The sequence below is a fragment of the Flavobacterium sp. 140616W15 genome (assembly GCF_003668995.1).
GTDB lineage: Bacteria > Bacteroidota > Bacteroidia > Flavobacteriales > Flavobacteriaceae > Flavobacterium.
The window spans coordinates 2,390,127-2,406,862 of sequence record NZ_CP033068.1; the positions used below are offsets into that span (position 1 = coordinate 2,390,127).

Genomic DNA, 16,736 nt, shown 5'->3' on the forward strand with positions numbered 1-16,736 from the left:
GTAAGGTGTTTTTAGAAAAAAAAATCTGTAATTTTGATATACAAATGTATTGACCCATTTTTATCATAAACAAGAAAAACAATTGCAATAATAAAATAATAAATATCTACTATGAGAACAAAATTATTTTCTTTCGTTTTGATGTTTACAGCTATAGTAAGTTACGCTCAACAAGATGCACAATTTACACAATACATGTACAACACCATAAATATCAACCCTGCTTATGCTGGGTCGCGAGGAGCTCTAAGTATTTTTGGTTTATACCGTACTCAATGGGTTGGACTTGATGGTGCACCTGAAACAAGTAGTTTTTCGGTAAATACGCCAATTAACAACAGTAATTTAGGTTTAGGAATATCATTAGTCAATGACAAAATTGGTCCCACTAATGAGAATGATCTATCTGTAGACCTTTCTTATACAATACAAACATCTGTAAATTACAAACTGTCCTTTGGTATTAAAGCCACAGGTAATTTATTCAATCTAGATATCAATAAATTAAATCCAGCAGATCAAGGTGATCCACAATTTCAAAATTTTAATAGTGTCTTTAGACCAAATATTGGAGCTGGGGTTTATTATCACTCTGATAAAGCATACATAGGTTTATCAGTCCCAAACTTTATCGAAACCAATCGCTATAACGATAATGATTATGCCATTTATAAAGATAAAATCAATTATTATGTTATGGCTGGTTATGTATTTGATTTAGATAAATATGAAGATATCAAATTTAAACCTGCTGTACTTACCAAAATAGTAGAGGGAGCTCCATTACAAGTTGATGTTTCGGCTAATTTTATGTTCATCAACAAATTTGTAGTTGGAGTAGCCTACAGATGGAGCGCTGCATTAAGTGCTATGGTTGGGTTTCAAGTTAGCGATGGACTATATATAGGATATGGCTATGATCGTGAAACCACTAACTTAAACAACTATAATTCTGGCTCGCATGAAATATTCTTGCGCTATGAAATATTCAAAAACAACGGAAAAATTACAACCCCACGTTTCTTCTAAAAATATTTATTATGAAAAATTTCACAATCCTCTACATAACAATAATAAGTGTTTTTTCATTAAACAGTTATTCACAACAAGGCAAGATTGCTTCTGGAGACAAGAAATACGACAACTATGCCTATATAGACGCTATTAAGACCTATGAACGTGTAGCCGAAAAAGGATACAAATCAGAAGATATGTTCAAAAAACTAGGCAATTCTTATTATTTCAATTCCGAATTTGATAAAGCATCAAAATGGTATGCCGAATTGTTCGCAATGAATACTGAAGTTGAGCCTGAATATTATTATCGATATGCACAATCATTAAAATCTACAGGAGACGTTACTAAAGCCAATCAGATATTAGATTTATTTAATCAAAAATCTAAAAAAGACACTAGAGGTAAACTTTATGAAGATGATAAGAATTATCTTGAACAAATTAAATTAAACTCTGGGCGTTATAAAATTGAAAATGCTGGTATCAATAGTAAATACTCTGATTATGGAACTGCTTTTTATCAAAACAAAATCGTATTTGCTTCGGCAAGAGATACAGGTAGCTTAGGACAACGCAAACACAAATGGACAGGTGAATATTTTACGAATCTTTACGAATCTGGTGTTGATCAAGATTTTAACCCAAATACTCCGAAAAAATTTAAATCAAAAATAAACTCTAAGTTTCATGAATCTACTCCTGTTTTTACAAAAGATGGAAAGACCGTTTATTTTACAAGAAACAATTATATTGATGGTAAAAAAGGAAAAGATGAAAACAAAATTACTTTAATAAAAATATACAAAGCCACTCTCGAAAATGACCAATGGACTAATATAATGGAAGTTCCATTTAATAGTAATAATTACAGTACAGGGCATCCGGCATTAAGTCCTGATGAAAAAACACTATATTTTGCATCGGATATGCCTGGAACATATGGGCAATCTGATATATACAAAGTAGCTATTAATACCAATGGAGGATTTAGTTCACCAGAAAATTTAGGACCTGGAATAAATACTGAAGGAAAAGAAACATTCCCTTTTGTAACTGATGAAAACGAAATTTATTTTGCTTCTGATGGACATCCTGGACTTGGAGGATTAGATGTTTTTGTTGGAAAACTAAGCGATAAAGGAGTGAGTAATATCCAAAACGTTGGGTCAGATATCAATTCGCCTCAAGATGATTTTGCTTATGTAATTGACACCAAATCTCGAAGAGGGTTCTTTACATCAAACAAAGAAGGTGGTCAGGGATCTGACGATATCTATAAATTTATAGAAACAAGAAGATTGGCTTGTGTTCAGGAATTATATGGAACGATAACCGATTTGGCTACAGGAGAAATTTTACCAAACACAAAATTGACATTGTACGACAACAATTTTAAAATCGTAAACACAGGCTATTCTGATCAAAATGGAAATTATACTTTCCCTGTTGAATGTGGCTTGATATATAACCTAAGAGCTGAAAAAGAGAAATATACGACAAAGGAACAAAACGTAACTATCTTAAAAGAAAACGGCAGAACCCAACTATCTATTGCACTTGAAAAATCAGAATGCGTGGTAACAATTGGAGATGACCTAGGTAAATGTTTTGGTATAAAAATGATTTATTTCGATTTGGATAAGTCTAACATTCGTAGAGAAGCAGCCTTAGATTTAGAGAAAATTTTAGATGTTTTAAAAGAACATCCGACTATGAAATTAGACATTCGTTCGCATACTGATAGTCGTCAAACTCATAAATACAATGAAGCTTTATCCGACAGAAGAGCAAAATCAACCATAAAATGGCTTGTTCAAAATGGTATTTCTTCAAGCAGATTAACCGGTAAAGGTTATGGAGAGACACAACTTGTAAACGGTTGTTCTGATGGCGTACCATGTACTGAAGCTGAACATCAAATGAACAGACGAAGCGAATTTATTATTACAGCATTATAAATAATTAAATAAATTCCTAGTTTTATATTAATTCTTAAACCAGTGAGATTAACCTCACTGGTTTTTTATTTTTAGATAATATCCTAATTCTATTTAAACTCAAAGTGCACAAGGAAAAAAATACAAAGAGCACAAAAACTTTGCGAACCTTAATGAAAGTCTTTGCGTTCTTTGCGGTTAATTCTTCTGCCACAGATTAAAGGATTAAATGGATTCCAAAACTTTGCGATCTTTGCGGTTAATTATTTTATTTAATTCTCGCTTTAACGCAAAGCACACAAAGAAAAAAACGCAAAGAGCGTAAAGCTGTAGATTGAACTTTGCAAACCTTTGTCTGAACATTCATGCCCTATTGCGGTAAATTATTTTTACCTAATCAAAACTTTAGAACATAAAAAAAGCTGTCCATAAAGACAGCTTTTACACTACAAATTAAATAGCCGTTATTAATAAAATAACGGCTATAACCTCAACTTAAATAAACCAGTAACATAAAAAGGGTTCTTCTATATCTATTCTTAGATTCTAAAAAATAGATTCAAATTATATTTTTGCAAAAATATTGGTATAATATTTTCTTCCATTTACAGTATCTAGTTTTATTGCTAAACCAAAATGCGTATAATCTCCTTCGATATTACGTTTGTGCCCATCACTTGCAAGCCAAGCTTTTAATACAGCTTCTGGCGTATTATAATTATAAGCTACATTCTCGGCAACTTTTTTCGCACCTAAAACTTTAATAATATTTTCTGAACGTGCAACAAAATCATCATGATTAACCACTTTATTAGCAATCATATAAATATTATGCTCCTCTGATTTAAAAGAGATATGATTTATTGCTTTTAATTCATTTAACCCAATACTAACTCTATAATCATTAATCAGTTTCATTGTCTCCAGCTCCGACTGATTATAGGTATAGTTAGTAACAACTTCTGAAGAAACACTTGATTCTTTGTCTGAAACTGAATCAACAGAATCAGATGCACAAGAATTCATGGTAAACACTATTACCATAAGCGATAGAATATGAATTTTTAGTCTCATAATATCAGTAGTTTAAGTTTAAAGTAGATTGTGGGGCAAACTCCTTAAAAATGGTATTTTTTATAAAATTTGTTTCTTATCATTAGTTAAATCTACATCTTTTATCGCTGAAATACCAAAAAAAACCGATGAACTACATCATAAACTAGTTTAAAAATGTAATTTTCCTACATTTAAGACGAAAGACGTTCTATTTTCCATAAATAATCATCTTGAACCGTATACCTAATTCTATCATGCAAGCGATTAGGTCTCCCTTGCCAAAACTCTACCTCAACTGGAGTAACAAGAAAACCTCCCCAATGTTTAGGTCTTGGAATTTCTTTTCCTTCAAATTCTTTCTCCAGCTCTTTTAGATTTTCTTCAAGATAGGTACGCGATGGAATAACAGCACTCTGATTAGAGACAATAGCACCAAGCTTACTGCCATCGGGTCTAGAATCAAAATAGCCATCAGAGACAGCCTCAGGCGTTTTTGTAGCAATACCTTTTATAATTACCTGACGCTCTGAATTTGGCCAAAAAAAAGACAAACAAACATGTGGATTATTTTGTATTGCCTTTCCTTTTTCAGAATTGTAATTAGTGTAGAAAATAAAGCCTTCTTCAGAGAATTTCTTTAATAAAACCACTCTTGATTTAGGAAAACCATCCAATCCTATTGTCGAAACAGTCATTGCATTTACCTCATCGACACCTCCAAAATCTTCTACTTCATGAAACCATCTGTTAAAAAGGTTAATCGGATCTTCTGGAATAGTAGTTTCCAGTAATTCGCTTTTCTCGTAGGATTTTCTATAATTACTTAGATCATTCATATTTTTGACTTTTTATTTTTAGACTAGTTGGATTGCTAGACTACTTAGATTATTAGACTTACTTAGACATCTTAGATTAATTAGAATATTTAGACTACTTAGATATTTAGACTACTTAGATATTAGACTACTTAGATATTAGACTACTTAGATATTAGACTGCTTAGATTGTTAGACTCAATAGAGGCAAATAATATATAGACTATATACTATATTAATTACAACACATTTATTATCTTATTCTCTCATTTCCTCATTCTCACATCTAACATCTCACATTAAACAATGCTAAAATTCAAAGCTTTTTCCATCATCTCCTAATAATACATTTGGAAAAATAGTTTCTGCTTCTTCTTTAAACAATTCGATACTTTCATATCTAGTTGAATAATGCCCAAGAACCAAATGTTTTGCATTGGCTTTTAAGGCTATTGTAGCTGCTTCTTTGGCTGTTGAATGTAATGTTTTTGAAGCCAGTGCTTCTTCCGATTGCAAGAAGGTACTTTCATGATACAAAACATCTACATTATTTATAATCGGAATTACAGCTTCATGATAAACTGTATCTGAGCAAAATGCATAACTCTTAGGAGGCAGAGGATCTAATGATAGTTTTTCGTTGGCGATAATAGTACCATCGTCCAGCTTTATATCTCCTCCGTTTTTAATTTTCTGATAATAACACGTATCTATATTATAATGCTGAACTGCATCGACATCTAGTTTCCTTTCAGCTAATTTTTCCTGAAATAAAAACCCGTTAGTATACACACGATGATTTAAAGGAATTGTCGTTACAATTACTTTTTGATCTTCAAAAACGACTTCACTTTTATCTGACTCTAATTCATGAAAGTACAAACCATAGTTTGTCCATGAACTCGATAATTTAAGTTGTAATAATATGATTTCTTTTATTCCTTTTGGACCATGAATATGCAAATCGGTAGTACGTCCTAAAAGGCTAAATGTAGATATTAACCCGATGAGTCCAAAGAAATGGTCTCCATGTAAATGCGAAATAAAAACATGATTTATCTTAGAGAATTTGACCTTGTTTTTACGCAATTGTACCTGGGTTCCTTCTCCACAATCAATAAGAAACAATCTGTTTTTTATTTCTAATACCTGCGAAGTTGGATTGGTAAAAGTTCTTGGAGTAGCGGCATAACAGCCTAATATTGTTAATTTCAATTTTATTTTTATTTGTTTATTGGGTAAATCGTTTATGAATAAAACATCAAAATAAATCGACTAAACAGTTAAACAAATAAACAATTAACCCATATTTTAGAATCCTAAATCTCTTTCTATTTCATCCATTTCAATAATATCATGCGCCTCTAAAACTGAAGGAACAACAACTAAAGTGCTTGGAACTGCGTTATAATCAATATCAGAAACAACAATAACAAAAGATTTTTTAGCTTTTTTTGTTGCTTAGATAGCGGTAATAATAATTTGATATCGTTTATAGTTAAGTCTTTATGAGCTAACAAATCGATAATAATATTGTGATTCCCGAAGGTCTTAAACTGTTGCGTTATTTTTTCCAGAAAAGAAATAAAATCTCCCTGGGTGTCTTTAATTATTGTAGTATGTCCTTTTTGATCTACTTTCATTTTTTCAATTGCTATACATTCATTTATCCCAAATAAATCGTTTGGAATAACGAAGGTAGTTTCTTTTTGGAAATTATTGAAGTTTTGAAGCCAAAAGATAAATAACTGCCATACGAACAGCTACTCCATTTTCGACTTGATTTAGAATAACCGAATGTTCTGAATCTGCTACTTCCGATGTTATCTCTACTCCCCTATTTATTGGTCCGGGATGCATAATTACAATCTCTTTATTCAAAGAATCTAATAATGCTTTATCTACACCATATTGTTGTGAATATTCTCTTGTAGAAGGAAAAAAGTTAACATCCATTCTTTCATTCTGAACACGTAACATATTGGCAACATCACACCATTCTAATGCTTTACGCAAGTTAGGTTCTACAGTAACTCCTAAGGATTCAATATATCTTGGAATTAATGTTTTTGGCCCACAAACTTTAACCTCAGCACCTTGCATTTGCAAAGCATATATGTTAGATAATGCCACTCTAGAGTGCAGAATATCTCCCACAATTACTACTTTCTTTCCTGCAACATCTCCTAGTCTTTCTCTAATAGAATAACTATCCAATAAGGCTTGTGTTGGATGTTCATGTGCACCATCTCCAGCATTTACAATACTAGCTTTTACATTCTTGGATAAAAAGTAAGCTGCTCCAGGATTGGCATGGCGCATTACGACCATATCCACTTTCATCGAAAGAATATTATTTACCGTATCGATAAGTGTTTCTCCTTTTTTAACCGATGATTGTGCTGCCGAAAAACTAATAACATCGGCTGATAATCTTTTTTGTGCTAATTCGAACGAAAGTTTTGTTCTGGTACTATTTTCAAAAAATATATTGGCAATAGTAATATCTCTCAACGAAGGAACTTTTTTAATTGGTCTGTTAATGACTTCTTTAAAATGGTCGGCAGTTTCAAAAATTAGGTTAATATCATTCTCATTGATATATTTTATTCCTAATAAATGATTTACGCTTAATTCTTTCATTGTATTGTTTATTTGTTATTTGTTAAAATTGCTAATCGTTTCGTTTTGCGATTAAACAATGTAACGATTCAACTTTTTAATTAGTAACCAAGTAAACGACATCTTCGCCATCCTTCTCTTTCCAACTCACTATCACTTTCTCATTATTGATAGCATCTACCTGTCTGCCACGATAATCGGGCTGTATTGGTAAATGTCGGCTAAAACGCCTGTCGATTAACACCAATAATTCAATTTCTGCAGGTCGTCCGAAAGATTGAATAGCAGTTAATGCTGATCGAATACTTCGTCCTGTGAATAATACATCATCTATAAAAATGACTTTTTTATCCTCTACAATAAAATTGATTTGGGTTTTATTAGCTTCTAGTGGTTTATCTGTTCTTCGAAAATCATCTCTAAAAAAAGTAATGTCTAAATAACCTAATGTAATCTCAGGCGTTTTATATTCTTTTTCTAATAATTCTTTCAGTCGCTCTGCCAAGTAAACACCTCTAGGTTGAATTCCTACCAAAATCGTGTCTGAAAAATCAAGATGCTTTTCTATCAATTGACAGGCCAAACGATGTAATATGATAGTAACTTCTTTTGAATTAAGTAATACTTTTTGACTCATAGTAAAAGTGTAGTGTTTGGTTGGGCAAATATACAAAATCAGATTTTATTTGTTGGGGTGTTCGAGCGGGAAATATTTTTTTTTGATTTAAGAGTGAATTGGGAGGTTTTATTAGTAATTATAGCAAACATTATTTCTTATAAATTTAACCCAGAATCAAATCATATTAAGTTGTTTTTTACGGTTTCACATATTAGAATCAAATATCTTTTTTTTACATTTGGTTTATTTCACTCTAAAAATCAGTTACAATGAACAAATGCAAATTATGTGGTAACAAAGGAAAACTTGTAAAATCTCATATTATCCCCAAGTTTATGTTCAAGAAAATGAAAGATGAGGATAATGTTTTTTATGAAATAATTTATGACCCCGACACTAATACATCTAAATCAAAAAAAACACAAATAGAAGATTATGATAGAAATATATTATGTGAAAATTGTGATAACAAAATTTTAGGAGGAATTTACGAATCTTATGCTCAAAAAGCATTATATGGTGGAAGTTTACCCGTTGAAGTTTCCCCTGAATGCAAAAATTACAAAAATTCAGATGATGGCGCAGAATATAGTATATGTAAAAATTTTGATTATCAAAAAATAAAGAATTTTTATTTGTCAATCTTATGGAGGGCAAGCATAACTGATAGATCTTTTTTTAATCAAGTAAATCTAGGGAAAAAGCACGAAGAAAGAATCAGGGAGATTCTATTTAATAATGAAAAAGTCTCAGAAGATGAATATCCAATTGTAATAACTTCATTTATGAGAACAGAAAATACATTAGAAAACCTAATAGCTCAACCAAAAAGAATAAAAACAAAATCAGGACTAAATGGCTATATTTTTTTGATCGATAGTCTCCAATTTATTATTTACGTAAATTCTCATGAACACAAATTAACCCGTGAAATCAAGCAGATTTCATTAAAAGAAGAAGAAATGGTAACCCTACATCTACCTAAAGGAAAAGAGATAGAATTCTTAAAAATACTGATTAACAAATAATTAAAAGCTATGACAAACCAAAATTCACACTTAATACTTACATATCCAGAAGGCTTCTCTCAAGAAATCATCGATAGCGACATATCTAAATTGGAAGTAAAAGATTTAAAGATACAATTAGAAAAACATGAAACTGATACTTATGCAGCAATGGAATGGATTATACCAACTTTCTTTGCTACATTTATTCTTAAATCTTATTTTGAATCTTTCCTACAAGAAGCAGGAAAAGACCACTATCAACTTCTTAAAAATGCTTGCAAAAAAATGTTAGCAAAGGGAAACGCAACTCAAGTTCAGCTAATTTCAGCAAGTAAATCAACACAAAAATTATCTAAAAAATACAGTCAATCACTTTCTGTATCAATTTTGGCTCAAATGAAAACAAATCGGCAAATTAAGCTTTTATTTGACAATAATTTAGAATTAAGTGACTGGGAAAATGCTGTTGACGAATTCTCTGACTATATCTTAGAACATCATCAAAACTATCCTAACGACCAACTATCTAATAAAATAAAAAATTTATCCCCAAAAGTTTATTATATCATTTATGTAAAAATAAATCCTAAATCAAAAAAATTAGAATTTCACGACGATAACACTATGATGGCGGAATTATGAAATTTAAAATTAGATTAATTCATTTGTTCTTTATCGCAATTACCTAAAGTAAAGCGATTTACAATAAATTCTTTTCATACTTACAAAATATCGCTACACTGTAGCTTTATCTCAAAATCTGAATATTTGCTATAAATATGATGCTCCACTGGAGCAAATTCCCATCATGTTTTCTAAAACTAATAAAAAAAAGAGGCTATCCAAAAATTACTTTTGGACAGCCTCTTTGCTATTTAAATATTCTTTGTTTACTATTTCACAATTAATTTAGCTGTAAACAATTTACGAGAATGTATTTTTAGAATATAAACTCCTTTTGGTAAATCTTGGTTTATTAGAGAGAACTTATTGTTGTTTACATTTTTTGTAGCGTACAATAATTTTCCTTCCATATTATAAATCTCAATTTCATCAATAGGATATTCCGACTGAATAAAAGTTTCCGCATTACTACTAGTAGGATTTGGATATACTTTTAATCCATTATCAATTTTAAACTCGTCATTACCTAGAGAACTATCGATTACTTCAAAAGAAACCCTGTTTGATACTTCGTCATAAGAATCATTAGTAAACATTACCAAAAAGTAATTTCCTTTTTCAGTAGGTAAATCTGTGGTAACAATAGCTTTAGTTCCTTCCGAAAGTCCTTCAAAATAAGTATAACTCACCAATGGTTTTTCGTTAGGATTATCTCCTTCATGATAAATTCCCAACCAATCTTTTACAATTCCGGGAGCATCTGTCCATGAAGCTGTAATTTGTTCGCCAAGATCATATACGGGTTTATTAATCCATAATTCGGTAACTACCGCTCCAACTTTAAAGAATACTTTATTTCCGATAGCATTAAAACTATCCTGCAAATAATATTCGGCATAATAATATCCTTTTGGTAAGTTGTTAAATGATTTAGTGTCTGCAACTGTGGTAACATATTGCCAACTTGTTGACGTAACACCAGATCCTGGATTTACTCCCATTCTATATATACCAATCCAATCTTTTGTCAATTGTGGTCCATTAGTATAATTAACAACTATTGGTGTTCCAACAGAATATTCCGTATTATCTGTAGTTAATACAGGAACTGGCCCAACATAAAAATATTTACGTGGTGCAATTTCTGTATACCCTCCATTAGAGAATATTACGGCATAATAACGTCCTTTATTAGCCAATCCGTTAGGGAAATTAATAAATCCGCTTGGACTGCCATTTGTATATTGCCAAGTTAAAGATGGTGTCGATGATCCCGGTGTTTGCCCTTCTTTATACAATCCTATCCAAGTTTTTGTACTCGCTGGTGCATCGGTAAAATCAACTTTAATAGGTGCACTTTGCAAATAAGTTAAAGCATCGGTAACAATCTCAGTATTCACATTATTACTTCCAGTAACAGTAAATGCTTGAGCATCGCTCCAAGGAGACCATTCAAGATTGCGATCTCTGTATCTTAACTTCACATAATACTTACCATTAGGAAGCGAGTTTGAAGCCAAATCCATCTTGGTAATATCTACACCTAGATTTATATCAACAGTTGAATCTTTTTGAGTCTTATATTTTCCGTATAAATTTTCGAAATCGCGATATACTTCTTTTTTAATTATATCAAATGTTGGCGTTTGCGAAATTAAAAACTGACTTGTATTTAATAACTCATTTGTTGTAGTGCTATATGCTGAACCTGATATCGTTAAAGGTAAAGTAACATTTGCTGTAAAAGTATTTGTAATAGCTGGCTTTACTGGTGCAACTTTGTTTTTATACCTATGAAACTCGTCCATTAATTGGTTATTTTTCCATTTATCAACGCTTCCGATTGAATAGCTTTCGATATCCATTTTTCCGTTTGTAACATCAATATCTACAATTTGGTAAATCCAATTGCATATTGTTTTCTGTACATCTTCAAAGTCTTGTTCTGTAGATGATCCCCAATATTGATCCCACGCTGTTCCTCCCGAAATAATATTATAGGTTGGTGTGTTTTTTAATTGTCCTCTGTGATACAAATGATGGTGCGCCCCAATATGTATAGAATATTTTGGAGATGTTACCAATAAAGGAACAGCTGTATTACGAACCCATGTAGAGATATCTCCAACATATTGCTCTGCCTGATATGGTCTGTGGCTAAGTGAAAAAATCCACTCTACGGTATTATCTGTATTTGCGGCAGCAAGAACCTGTTGCAACCAAGTTAACTGCGCAGCTCCTGTATGCTCTGAGCTTAAACTGATAAATAAAACATTACCCGCTTGTTGTGCATAATAATTTTCTGTGCCTGATGAAATTCCTTTATAAGAAAGCTCACTAATATAGAAATGATCGTAATACGAATTCATACCAAGTGTTCCGTAGGTTTCATGGTTTCCTACTGTGGTCTGAATCGGAATATTACCTGATAACCCCCTATTCTTTTTAAAGTGTACGTTTTCGTAATGATCTAAAGTTCCTACATCGACTTGATCCCCCACCATAAATGTCATCGAAATATTATCTTCAGGAGATAATGTTGAACCCCATTTTTGTTTTATTTTTCTTTTTGCTGCCGATACTAATGAATCGTAACGAGGTACAGCTTTTAACTGATTATCTCCCATAATCAAAAAGCGAATATGTCCATCGGCAGTAGCCGCTTGCCCTGGATTAGGCAATGTTTTAAAGGAATAAACCGTTGAGACGTCTGTACCCGTTTTTATGCGGTAATAATATTTTGTGTTTGGCGAAAGGTTAATCAGTTTCGCGCTGTGGTAAAAATAATTCCCAGGATAGCCAGAATCTGTAAAAACATTGGTATTACCAGTAACTGTAACATTAAGATTAGCTTCAGTTGTTCCGTATTCTACAATAGTTTCTGGATTACTATCTGTTTTCCAGTTAACATAAACAGAGGTGGGAGTTGCGTTTTGTAAATAAGGAAATAGTTTTTGTGCTTGTGTAGTAAAGCCTATTCCTAAAAGTAATAGTAAAAAATAGAGTTGTTTCATGAGTTGTTGTTTCGTTGTTAGACGAAGCAAAAGTATTCTTCCAAAATGCAAATACTTTTAAGACAACATTACCCTTCTTTTATCTTTACTTCTCTTTATTGTAAAATTAATAATCCACCATTTATCTATAATAGGAACATGGATGACAAAGATCTGCCAAGGCGAAAACGCGGATAAAAACGGATTTCATCAGCTTCTTTACTTTAGCAAATCCGCGTCATCCGCGTTCTATTCTCTATTCTCTATTCTCTATTCTCTATTCTCTATTCTCTATTCTCTAATACAAAATACTAAGCTACAACTGTCTTTTTTTCTTTCCCAAAAGAAATCCAAGTTAGCTTATGCCACAACGCTTCTAATGGTCCTTGTTTATGTGTTTTAAGCCACCATGTACAGAATCCCAATTGGAGTAAAAACAAAACGATACCTATAAGCAATCCAAATGTTGCGCCTGTATATTGGTATAATCCTAAACCATAGCGATAGTAAATAAATGATCCTAAAATAGATTGAGTAAAATAACTTGTTAAACTCATTTTTCCAAAAGGAATTAACTTTATTAAAACTCTATTCACTGCTTCTTTTTGGTATAACAATACAAATGAGCTTACCAAAACAACCATAAAAGTAACGTTAGACCAAGAAGTAAAAATGATCAATAAACTGTTTACAATATCTTTGTTTGCAATAAGTACTGGTAAGTACGTTTTGAATGCAAACAGCGGAATAAATAATACAATTGCAAATAGCAATGCCTTTTTCCAAAATGCAATACTAGCCGCCGAAGCAACAAAAAGCTGTTTTCTTCCTGCAATCATCCCAAACATGAATAATGCTGGTGCCTGAAAAAATCTTCCGTTTTCCCATGACCAAAATACCGAAGCCCATCTCCCTATAGATATATTACCCACGGTGTGATCTACAAATGAATTTCCGCTTAAATAGCTATACATATCTCCATAATAAGCATTTGATCTATTAACAGGAAGTATATAATCAGGATTAAAAAGAATATTAAAAAAATTAAACCATTCCATTGGAAGCATTAATAAGAAAGTTGCTATTATCAATACATATTTGGTGTTTAAATTACAAACTGGAATTAATATTAATCCTAAAACGGCATACATCATTAATATATCACCTGAGAAAAATAGTGTATTTACTAATCCAAAAACAAATAATATAGCAAGTCGCCAAACATATCTCCATCTAAAATCATTTCCTTTTTTACGCTGATTGTCATATTGAATAAAAAAACTAAAACCAAAAAGAAGCGAAAAGATTGCATACGACTTTCCTGCAAAAAGAAAGAATAATGTATCCCAAATTATCTTGTCTAATACTTTAATAGGTTCAGGCAAATATTCCGGCAAATAATAAAAATCAAAGTGTTCTAAATTATGAAGTAACATAATCGCCATGATGGCTAAACCACGTAATGCATCTATGACTTCTATACGAGGAGATTTTAAACTAAAAGCATTTTCTGACATAATATTTTAAGGATTAATTTATAGTATATTAGCTCAAATATAATTTTATTTCGCAAAAATTCACAATCGAAATCCTCAATTATAATACAGTCTAACAGCCTAATTTTCAATTATTCTTAACTATTTTTCATAAAATTAAAAATCAAATAATAAAACATTTTATAGGAATTATATAACGTTCTTTTTGAGGTATTCGTTAATTTCACAAAGAGACAAATAATGATTGTCATTTTTAATTAATTTAAAAACACAAAATCATGAAAAATAAATTATCTACAATACTAGTCGCTTTAATTATATCATTATCTCTTAGCAGTTGTGAGGTCGTAGAAGGCATTTTTAAAGCAGGAATGGGCGTCGGTGCTTTTGCTGTAATTATTATAATCGTTTTAATAATTTACATAATCAGCAAACTCATAGGAAAGAAATAACATAAAAAAAGTCCCATCTGCAACAGCAAATGGGACTTTTAAAAAATATATTATTTAGTATTAAGAATACATTTTCACTCTTAATTCTTGAACTTTTTCATCATCTAGGTATTCATCGAATGTCATATAACGGTCGATAACTCCATTTGGCGTAAGCTCTACTACTCTATTACCTACAGTTTGAGCAAACTCATGATCATGTGTTGTAAAAATCACTGACCCTTTAAAGTTTTTTAACGAGTTATTAAATGCTGTAATTGACTCCAAATCTAAGTGATTTGTTGGCTCATCTAACATTAATACGTTAGCTCTTTCCATCATCATTCGAGATAACATACAACGTACTTTTTCTCCTCCTGATAAAACTCTACTTGTTTTTAAAGCTTCTTCTCCAGAGAAAATCATTTTCCCTAAGAATCCTCTAATAAAAACCTCATCACGTTCTTCTTCAGTTTTTGCATATTGACGTAACCAGTCTACTAAACTCAAATCATTTTCGAAGAAAGAATGATTCTCTGCTGGTAAATAAGCTTGATTTGTTGTAATCCCCCAATCAAAAGTACCTTCATCTGCTTTTTGATTGTTGTTTAAAATTTCGTAGAAAGCAGTAGTTGCACGTGAATCTTTAGAGAATAAAACAATTTTATCTCCTTTTGCCATATTCAAATCTACGTTTTTAAATAAAAGATCTCCATCAATTGAAGCACTTAAGTTCTCAACATTCAAAATTTGATCTCCTGCTTCACGATCCTGATCAAAGATAATTGCTGGATAACGACGGCTTGAAGGTTTAATTTCAGAAATATTAAGCTTACTAATCATTTTTTTACGAGAAGTTGCTTGTTTAGACTTGGCAACGTTGGCGCTAAAACGACGAATAAATTCTTCTAATTCTTGTTTCTTCTCTTCGGCTTTTTTGTTTTGTTGTGCACGTTGTTTAGCCGCTAATTGACTAGACTCATACCAAAAAGTATAGTTACCTGAATAATGGTTGATTTTACTAAAATCGATATCTGAAATATGTGTACAAACCGAATCTAAAAAGTGACGGTCATGCGATACTACAATTACTGTATTTTCATAATTTGCAAGGAAAGTTTCTAACCAAGCGATTGTTTCAAAATCCAAATCGTTGGTAGGCTCATCCATGATAAGTAAATCTGGATTACCAAATAAGGCTTGTGCCAAAAGGACACGAACTTTAATTTTACCTTCAAGATCTCCCATTAATGTATAATGGTGCTCTTCGGCAATACCTAAGTTAGACAACATCGAAGCAGCATCAGAATCAGCGTTCCATCCGTTCATTTCTTCAAACTGAACTTGTAACTCCCCTATTCTATCAGCATTTTTATCGTTATAGTCTAAATAAAGTTCATCCATTTCTTTCTTAACGGCGTACAATACTTTGTTCCCCATAATAACGGTTTCAAGAACTGTGTGCTCGTCAAACATGTTGTGGTTTTGGTTTAAAACCGACATACGTTTTCCTGGCTCTAAATGGATATGTCCTGAAGTAGGATCCATTTCGCCTGAAATTATTTTAAGAAAAGTTGATTTTCCAGCACCATTGGCTCCGATAACTCCATAAATATTTCCGTGAGTGAAAGTTGTATTTACTTCGTCAAACAAAATTCGTTTGCCAAATTGTACCGATAAATTATTGACTGTTAACATGAATGTCTATATTAATTAATTTTGTGCAAAAGTAGTGAAAAAGGTTCAGAGGAGCAAAGAAACTAGGTCGCTAAGTTTTTTTAATATGAAAACCGCTAAAAATGTTTTGCCACTCCCGATAGCTATCGGGATAAAAAAGATTAAATAGATTTAAAAAAAAGCTTTAACCCGAATGGAACGAATTCTTTTGTTGAGAGTAAAGACTACATTAATATTACTACCAGCATATGCTTAATTTTTAGCCCAAAAATAACCCCAATATTGTCATCCTGATGAAGGAAGGATCTCTGCTAGTAGCTCGACAAAGATTATAAAGTTTCTTGTGATTCTTCGACTCCTCTCAGCATGACAATATTTGAGGGAAACTATGCGAGCTTTGCACATCACATCCTACGCTTCGCGATTGTGAACATAATGG

General features: G+C 31.7%; 13 protein-coding genes and 1 pseudogene. 5 read left to right on the plus strand and 9 right to left on the minus strand.

Features of this window, described 5'->3' with window-relative positions; translation table 11 throughout:
• The first annotated feature begins 111 nt into the window (after positions 1-111).
• The gene (locus EAG11_RS10170) at positions 112-1,029 is read left to right on the plus strand and encodes a type IX secretion system membrane protein PorP/SprF (RefSeq protein ID WP_129539081.1); all 918 of its coding nucleotides are present in this window, start codon (positions 112-114) and stop codon (positions 1,027-1,029) included.
• An 11-nt stretch (positions 1,030-1,040) separates the two neighbouring features.
• A complete protein-coding gene (locus EAG11_RS10175; RefSeq protein ID WP_129539082.1) occupies positions 1,041-2,975 on the plus strand; it encodes an OmpA family protein in 1,935 nt (644 codons plus the stop codon).
• 543 nt (positions 2,976-3,518) lie between these two features.
• Here the strand turns inward: EAG11_RS10175 and EAG11_RS10180 are convergent.
• The 6 genes and pseudogenes from EAG11_RS10180 to pyrR all read right to left on the minus strand — a co-directional run bounded on the left by EAG11_RS10180 (position 3,519) and on the right by pyrR (position 8,084).
• Entirely contained in the window at positions 3,519-4,028 is a 510-nt protein-coding gene (locus EAG11_RS10180; protein ID WP_242499335.1) for a CAP domain-containing protein, read from the minus strand.
• Positions 4,029-4,201: 173 nt separating this feature from the next.
• Positions 4,202-4,846, minus strand: coding sequence for a pyridoxamine 5'-phosphate oxidase (gene pdxH / locus EAG11_RS10185; RefSeq protein WP_129539083.1), 645 nt, complete (start codon positions 4,844-4,846; stop codon positions 4,202-4,204).
• Positions 4,847-5,134: 288 nt separating this feature from the next.
• Positions 5,135-6,040, minus strand: a complete 906-nt coding sequence (locus EAG11_RS10190) for a ribonuclease Z (RefSeq protein ID WP_129539084.1) — start codon at positions 6,038-6,040, stop codon at positions 5,135-5,137.
• A 96-nt stretch (positions 6,041-6,136) separates the two neighbouring features.
• Positions 6,137-6,468 (minus strand): annotated as a pseudogene (locus EAG11_RS10195) (ribonuclease Z).
• 73 nt (positions 6,469-6,541) lie between these two features.
• On the minus strand, positions 6,542-7,468 hold the full coding sequence (locus EAG11_RS10200; protein ID WP_129539085.1) for an aspartate carbamoyltransferase catalytic subunit: 927 nt from the start codon (positions 7,466-7,468) through the stop codon (positions 6,542-6,544).
• A 76-nt stretch (positions 7,469-7,544) separates the two neighbouring features.
• Positions 7,545-8,084, minus strand: coding sequence for a bifunctional pyr operon transcriptional regulator/uracil phosphoribosyltransferase PyrR (gene pyrR / locus EAG11_RS10205; RefSeq protein WP_129539086.1), 540 nt, complete (start codon positions 8,082-8,084; stop codon positions 7,545-7,547).
• A gap of 251 nt (positions 8,085-8,335) precedes the next feature.
• Between pyrR and EAG11_RS10210 the strand changes: the two genes are divergently transcribed.
• The gene (locus tag EAG11_RS10210; protein ID WP_129539087.1) at positions 8,336-9,094 is read left to right on the plus strand and encodes a hypothetical protein; all 759 of its coding nucleotides are present in this window, start codon (positions 8,336-8,338) and stop codon (positions 9,092-9,094) included.
• A 9-nt stretch (positions 9,095-9,103) separates the two neighbouring features.
• Positions 9,104-9,718 carry a hypothetical protein gene (locus EAG11_RS10215; protein WP_129539088.1) on the plus strand — a complete coding sequence of 205 codons (615 nt, stop codon included), beginning with the start codon at positions 9,104-9,106 and terminating at the stop codon, positions 9,716-9,718.
• Positions 9,719-9,969: 251 nt separating this feature from the next.
• On the opposite strand, the gene EAG11_RS10220 is transcribed toward EAG11_RS10215, so the two are convergent.
• Together EAG11_RS10220 and EAG11_RS10225 are read right to left on the minus strand one after the other, a co-directional pair.
• Positions 9,970-12,714: a fibronectin type III domain-containing protein gene (locus tag EAG11_RS10220; protein WP_129539089.1), complete on the minus strand. Its 2,745-nt coding sequence runs from the start codon at positions 12,712-12,714 to the stop codon at positions 9,970-9,972.
• Positions 12,715-13,004: 290 nt separating this feature from the next.
• Complete coding sequence (locus tag EAG11_RS10225) at positions 13,005-14,210, minus strand: DUF418 domain-containing protein (RefSeq protein WP_129539090.1); 1,206 nt, start codon at positions 14,208-14,210, stop codon at positions 13,005-13,007.
• 257 nt (positions 14,211-14,467) lie between these two features.
• Between EAG11_RS10225 and EAG11_RS21710 the strand changes: the two genes are divergently transcribed.
• Complete coding sequence (locus tag EAG11_RS21710; RefSeq protein ID WP_164998693.1) at positions 14,468-14,641, plus strand: hypothetical protein; 174 nt, start codon at positions 14,468-14,470, stop codon at positions 14,639-14,641.
• A 60-nt stretch (positions 14,642-14,701) separates the two neighbouring features.
• Here EAG11_RS21710 and EAG11_RS10230 read toward each other — a convergent pair whose 3' ends face one another.
• On the minus strand, positions 14,702-16,318 hold the full coding sequence (locus tag EAG11_RS10230; RefSeq protein WP_129539091.1) for an ABC-F family ATP-binding cassette domain-containing protein: 1,617 nt from the start codon (positions 16,316-16,318) through the stop codon (positions 14,702-14,704).
• Positions 16,319-16,736: the final 418 nt, after the last annotated feature.

Bases quoted from the DNA above. Each gene is read 5' to 3' on its own strand.
- EAG11_RS10170 (WP_129539081.1), top strand. From the start codon at position 112: ATGAGAACAAAATTATTTTCTTTCGTTTTGATGTTTACAGCTATAGTA.
- EAG11_RS10175 (WP_129539082.1), top strand. From the start codon at position 1,041: ATGAAAAATTTCACAATCCTCTACATAACAATAATAAGTGTTTTTTCA.
- EAG11_RS10180 (WP_242499335.1), bottom strand. From the start codon at position 4,028: ATGAGACTAAAAATTCATATTCTATCGCTTATGGTAATAGTGTTTACC.
- pdxH (WP_129539083.1), bottom strand. From the start codon at position 4,846: ATGAATGATCTAAGTAATTATAGAAAATCCTACGAGAAAAGCGAATTA.
- EAG11_RS10200 (WP_129539085.1), bottom strand. From the start codon at position 7,468: ATGAAAGAATTAAGCGTAAATCATTTATTAGGAATAAAATATATCAAT.
- pyrR (WP_129539086.1), bottom strand. From the start codon at position 8,084: ATGAGTCAAAAAGTATTACTTAATTCAAAAGAAGTTACTATCATATTA.
- EAG11_RS10210 (WP_129539087.1), top strand. From the start codon at position 8,336: ATGAACAAATGCAAATTATGTGGTAACAAAGGAAAACTTGTAAAATCT.
- EAG11_RS10215 (WP_129539088.1), top strand. From the start codon at position 9,104: ATGACAAACCAAAATTCACACTTAATACTTACATATCCAGAAGGCTTC.
- EAG11_RS10220 (WP_129539089.1), bottom strand. From the start codon at position 12,714: ATGAAACAACTCTATTTTTTACTATTACTTTTAGGAATAGGCTTTACT.
- EAG11_RS10225 (WP_129539090.1), bottom strand. From the start codon at position 14,210: ATGTCAGAAAATGCTTTTAGTTTAAAATCTCCTCGTATAGAAGTCATA.
- EAG11_RS21710 (WP_164998693.1), top strand. From the start codon at position 14,468: ATGAAAAATAAATTATCTACAATACTAGTCGCTTTAATTATATCATTA.
- EAG11_RS10230 (WP_129539091.1), bottom strand. From the start codon at position 16,318: ATGTTAACAGTCAATAATTTATCGGTACAATTTGGCAAACGAATTTTG.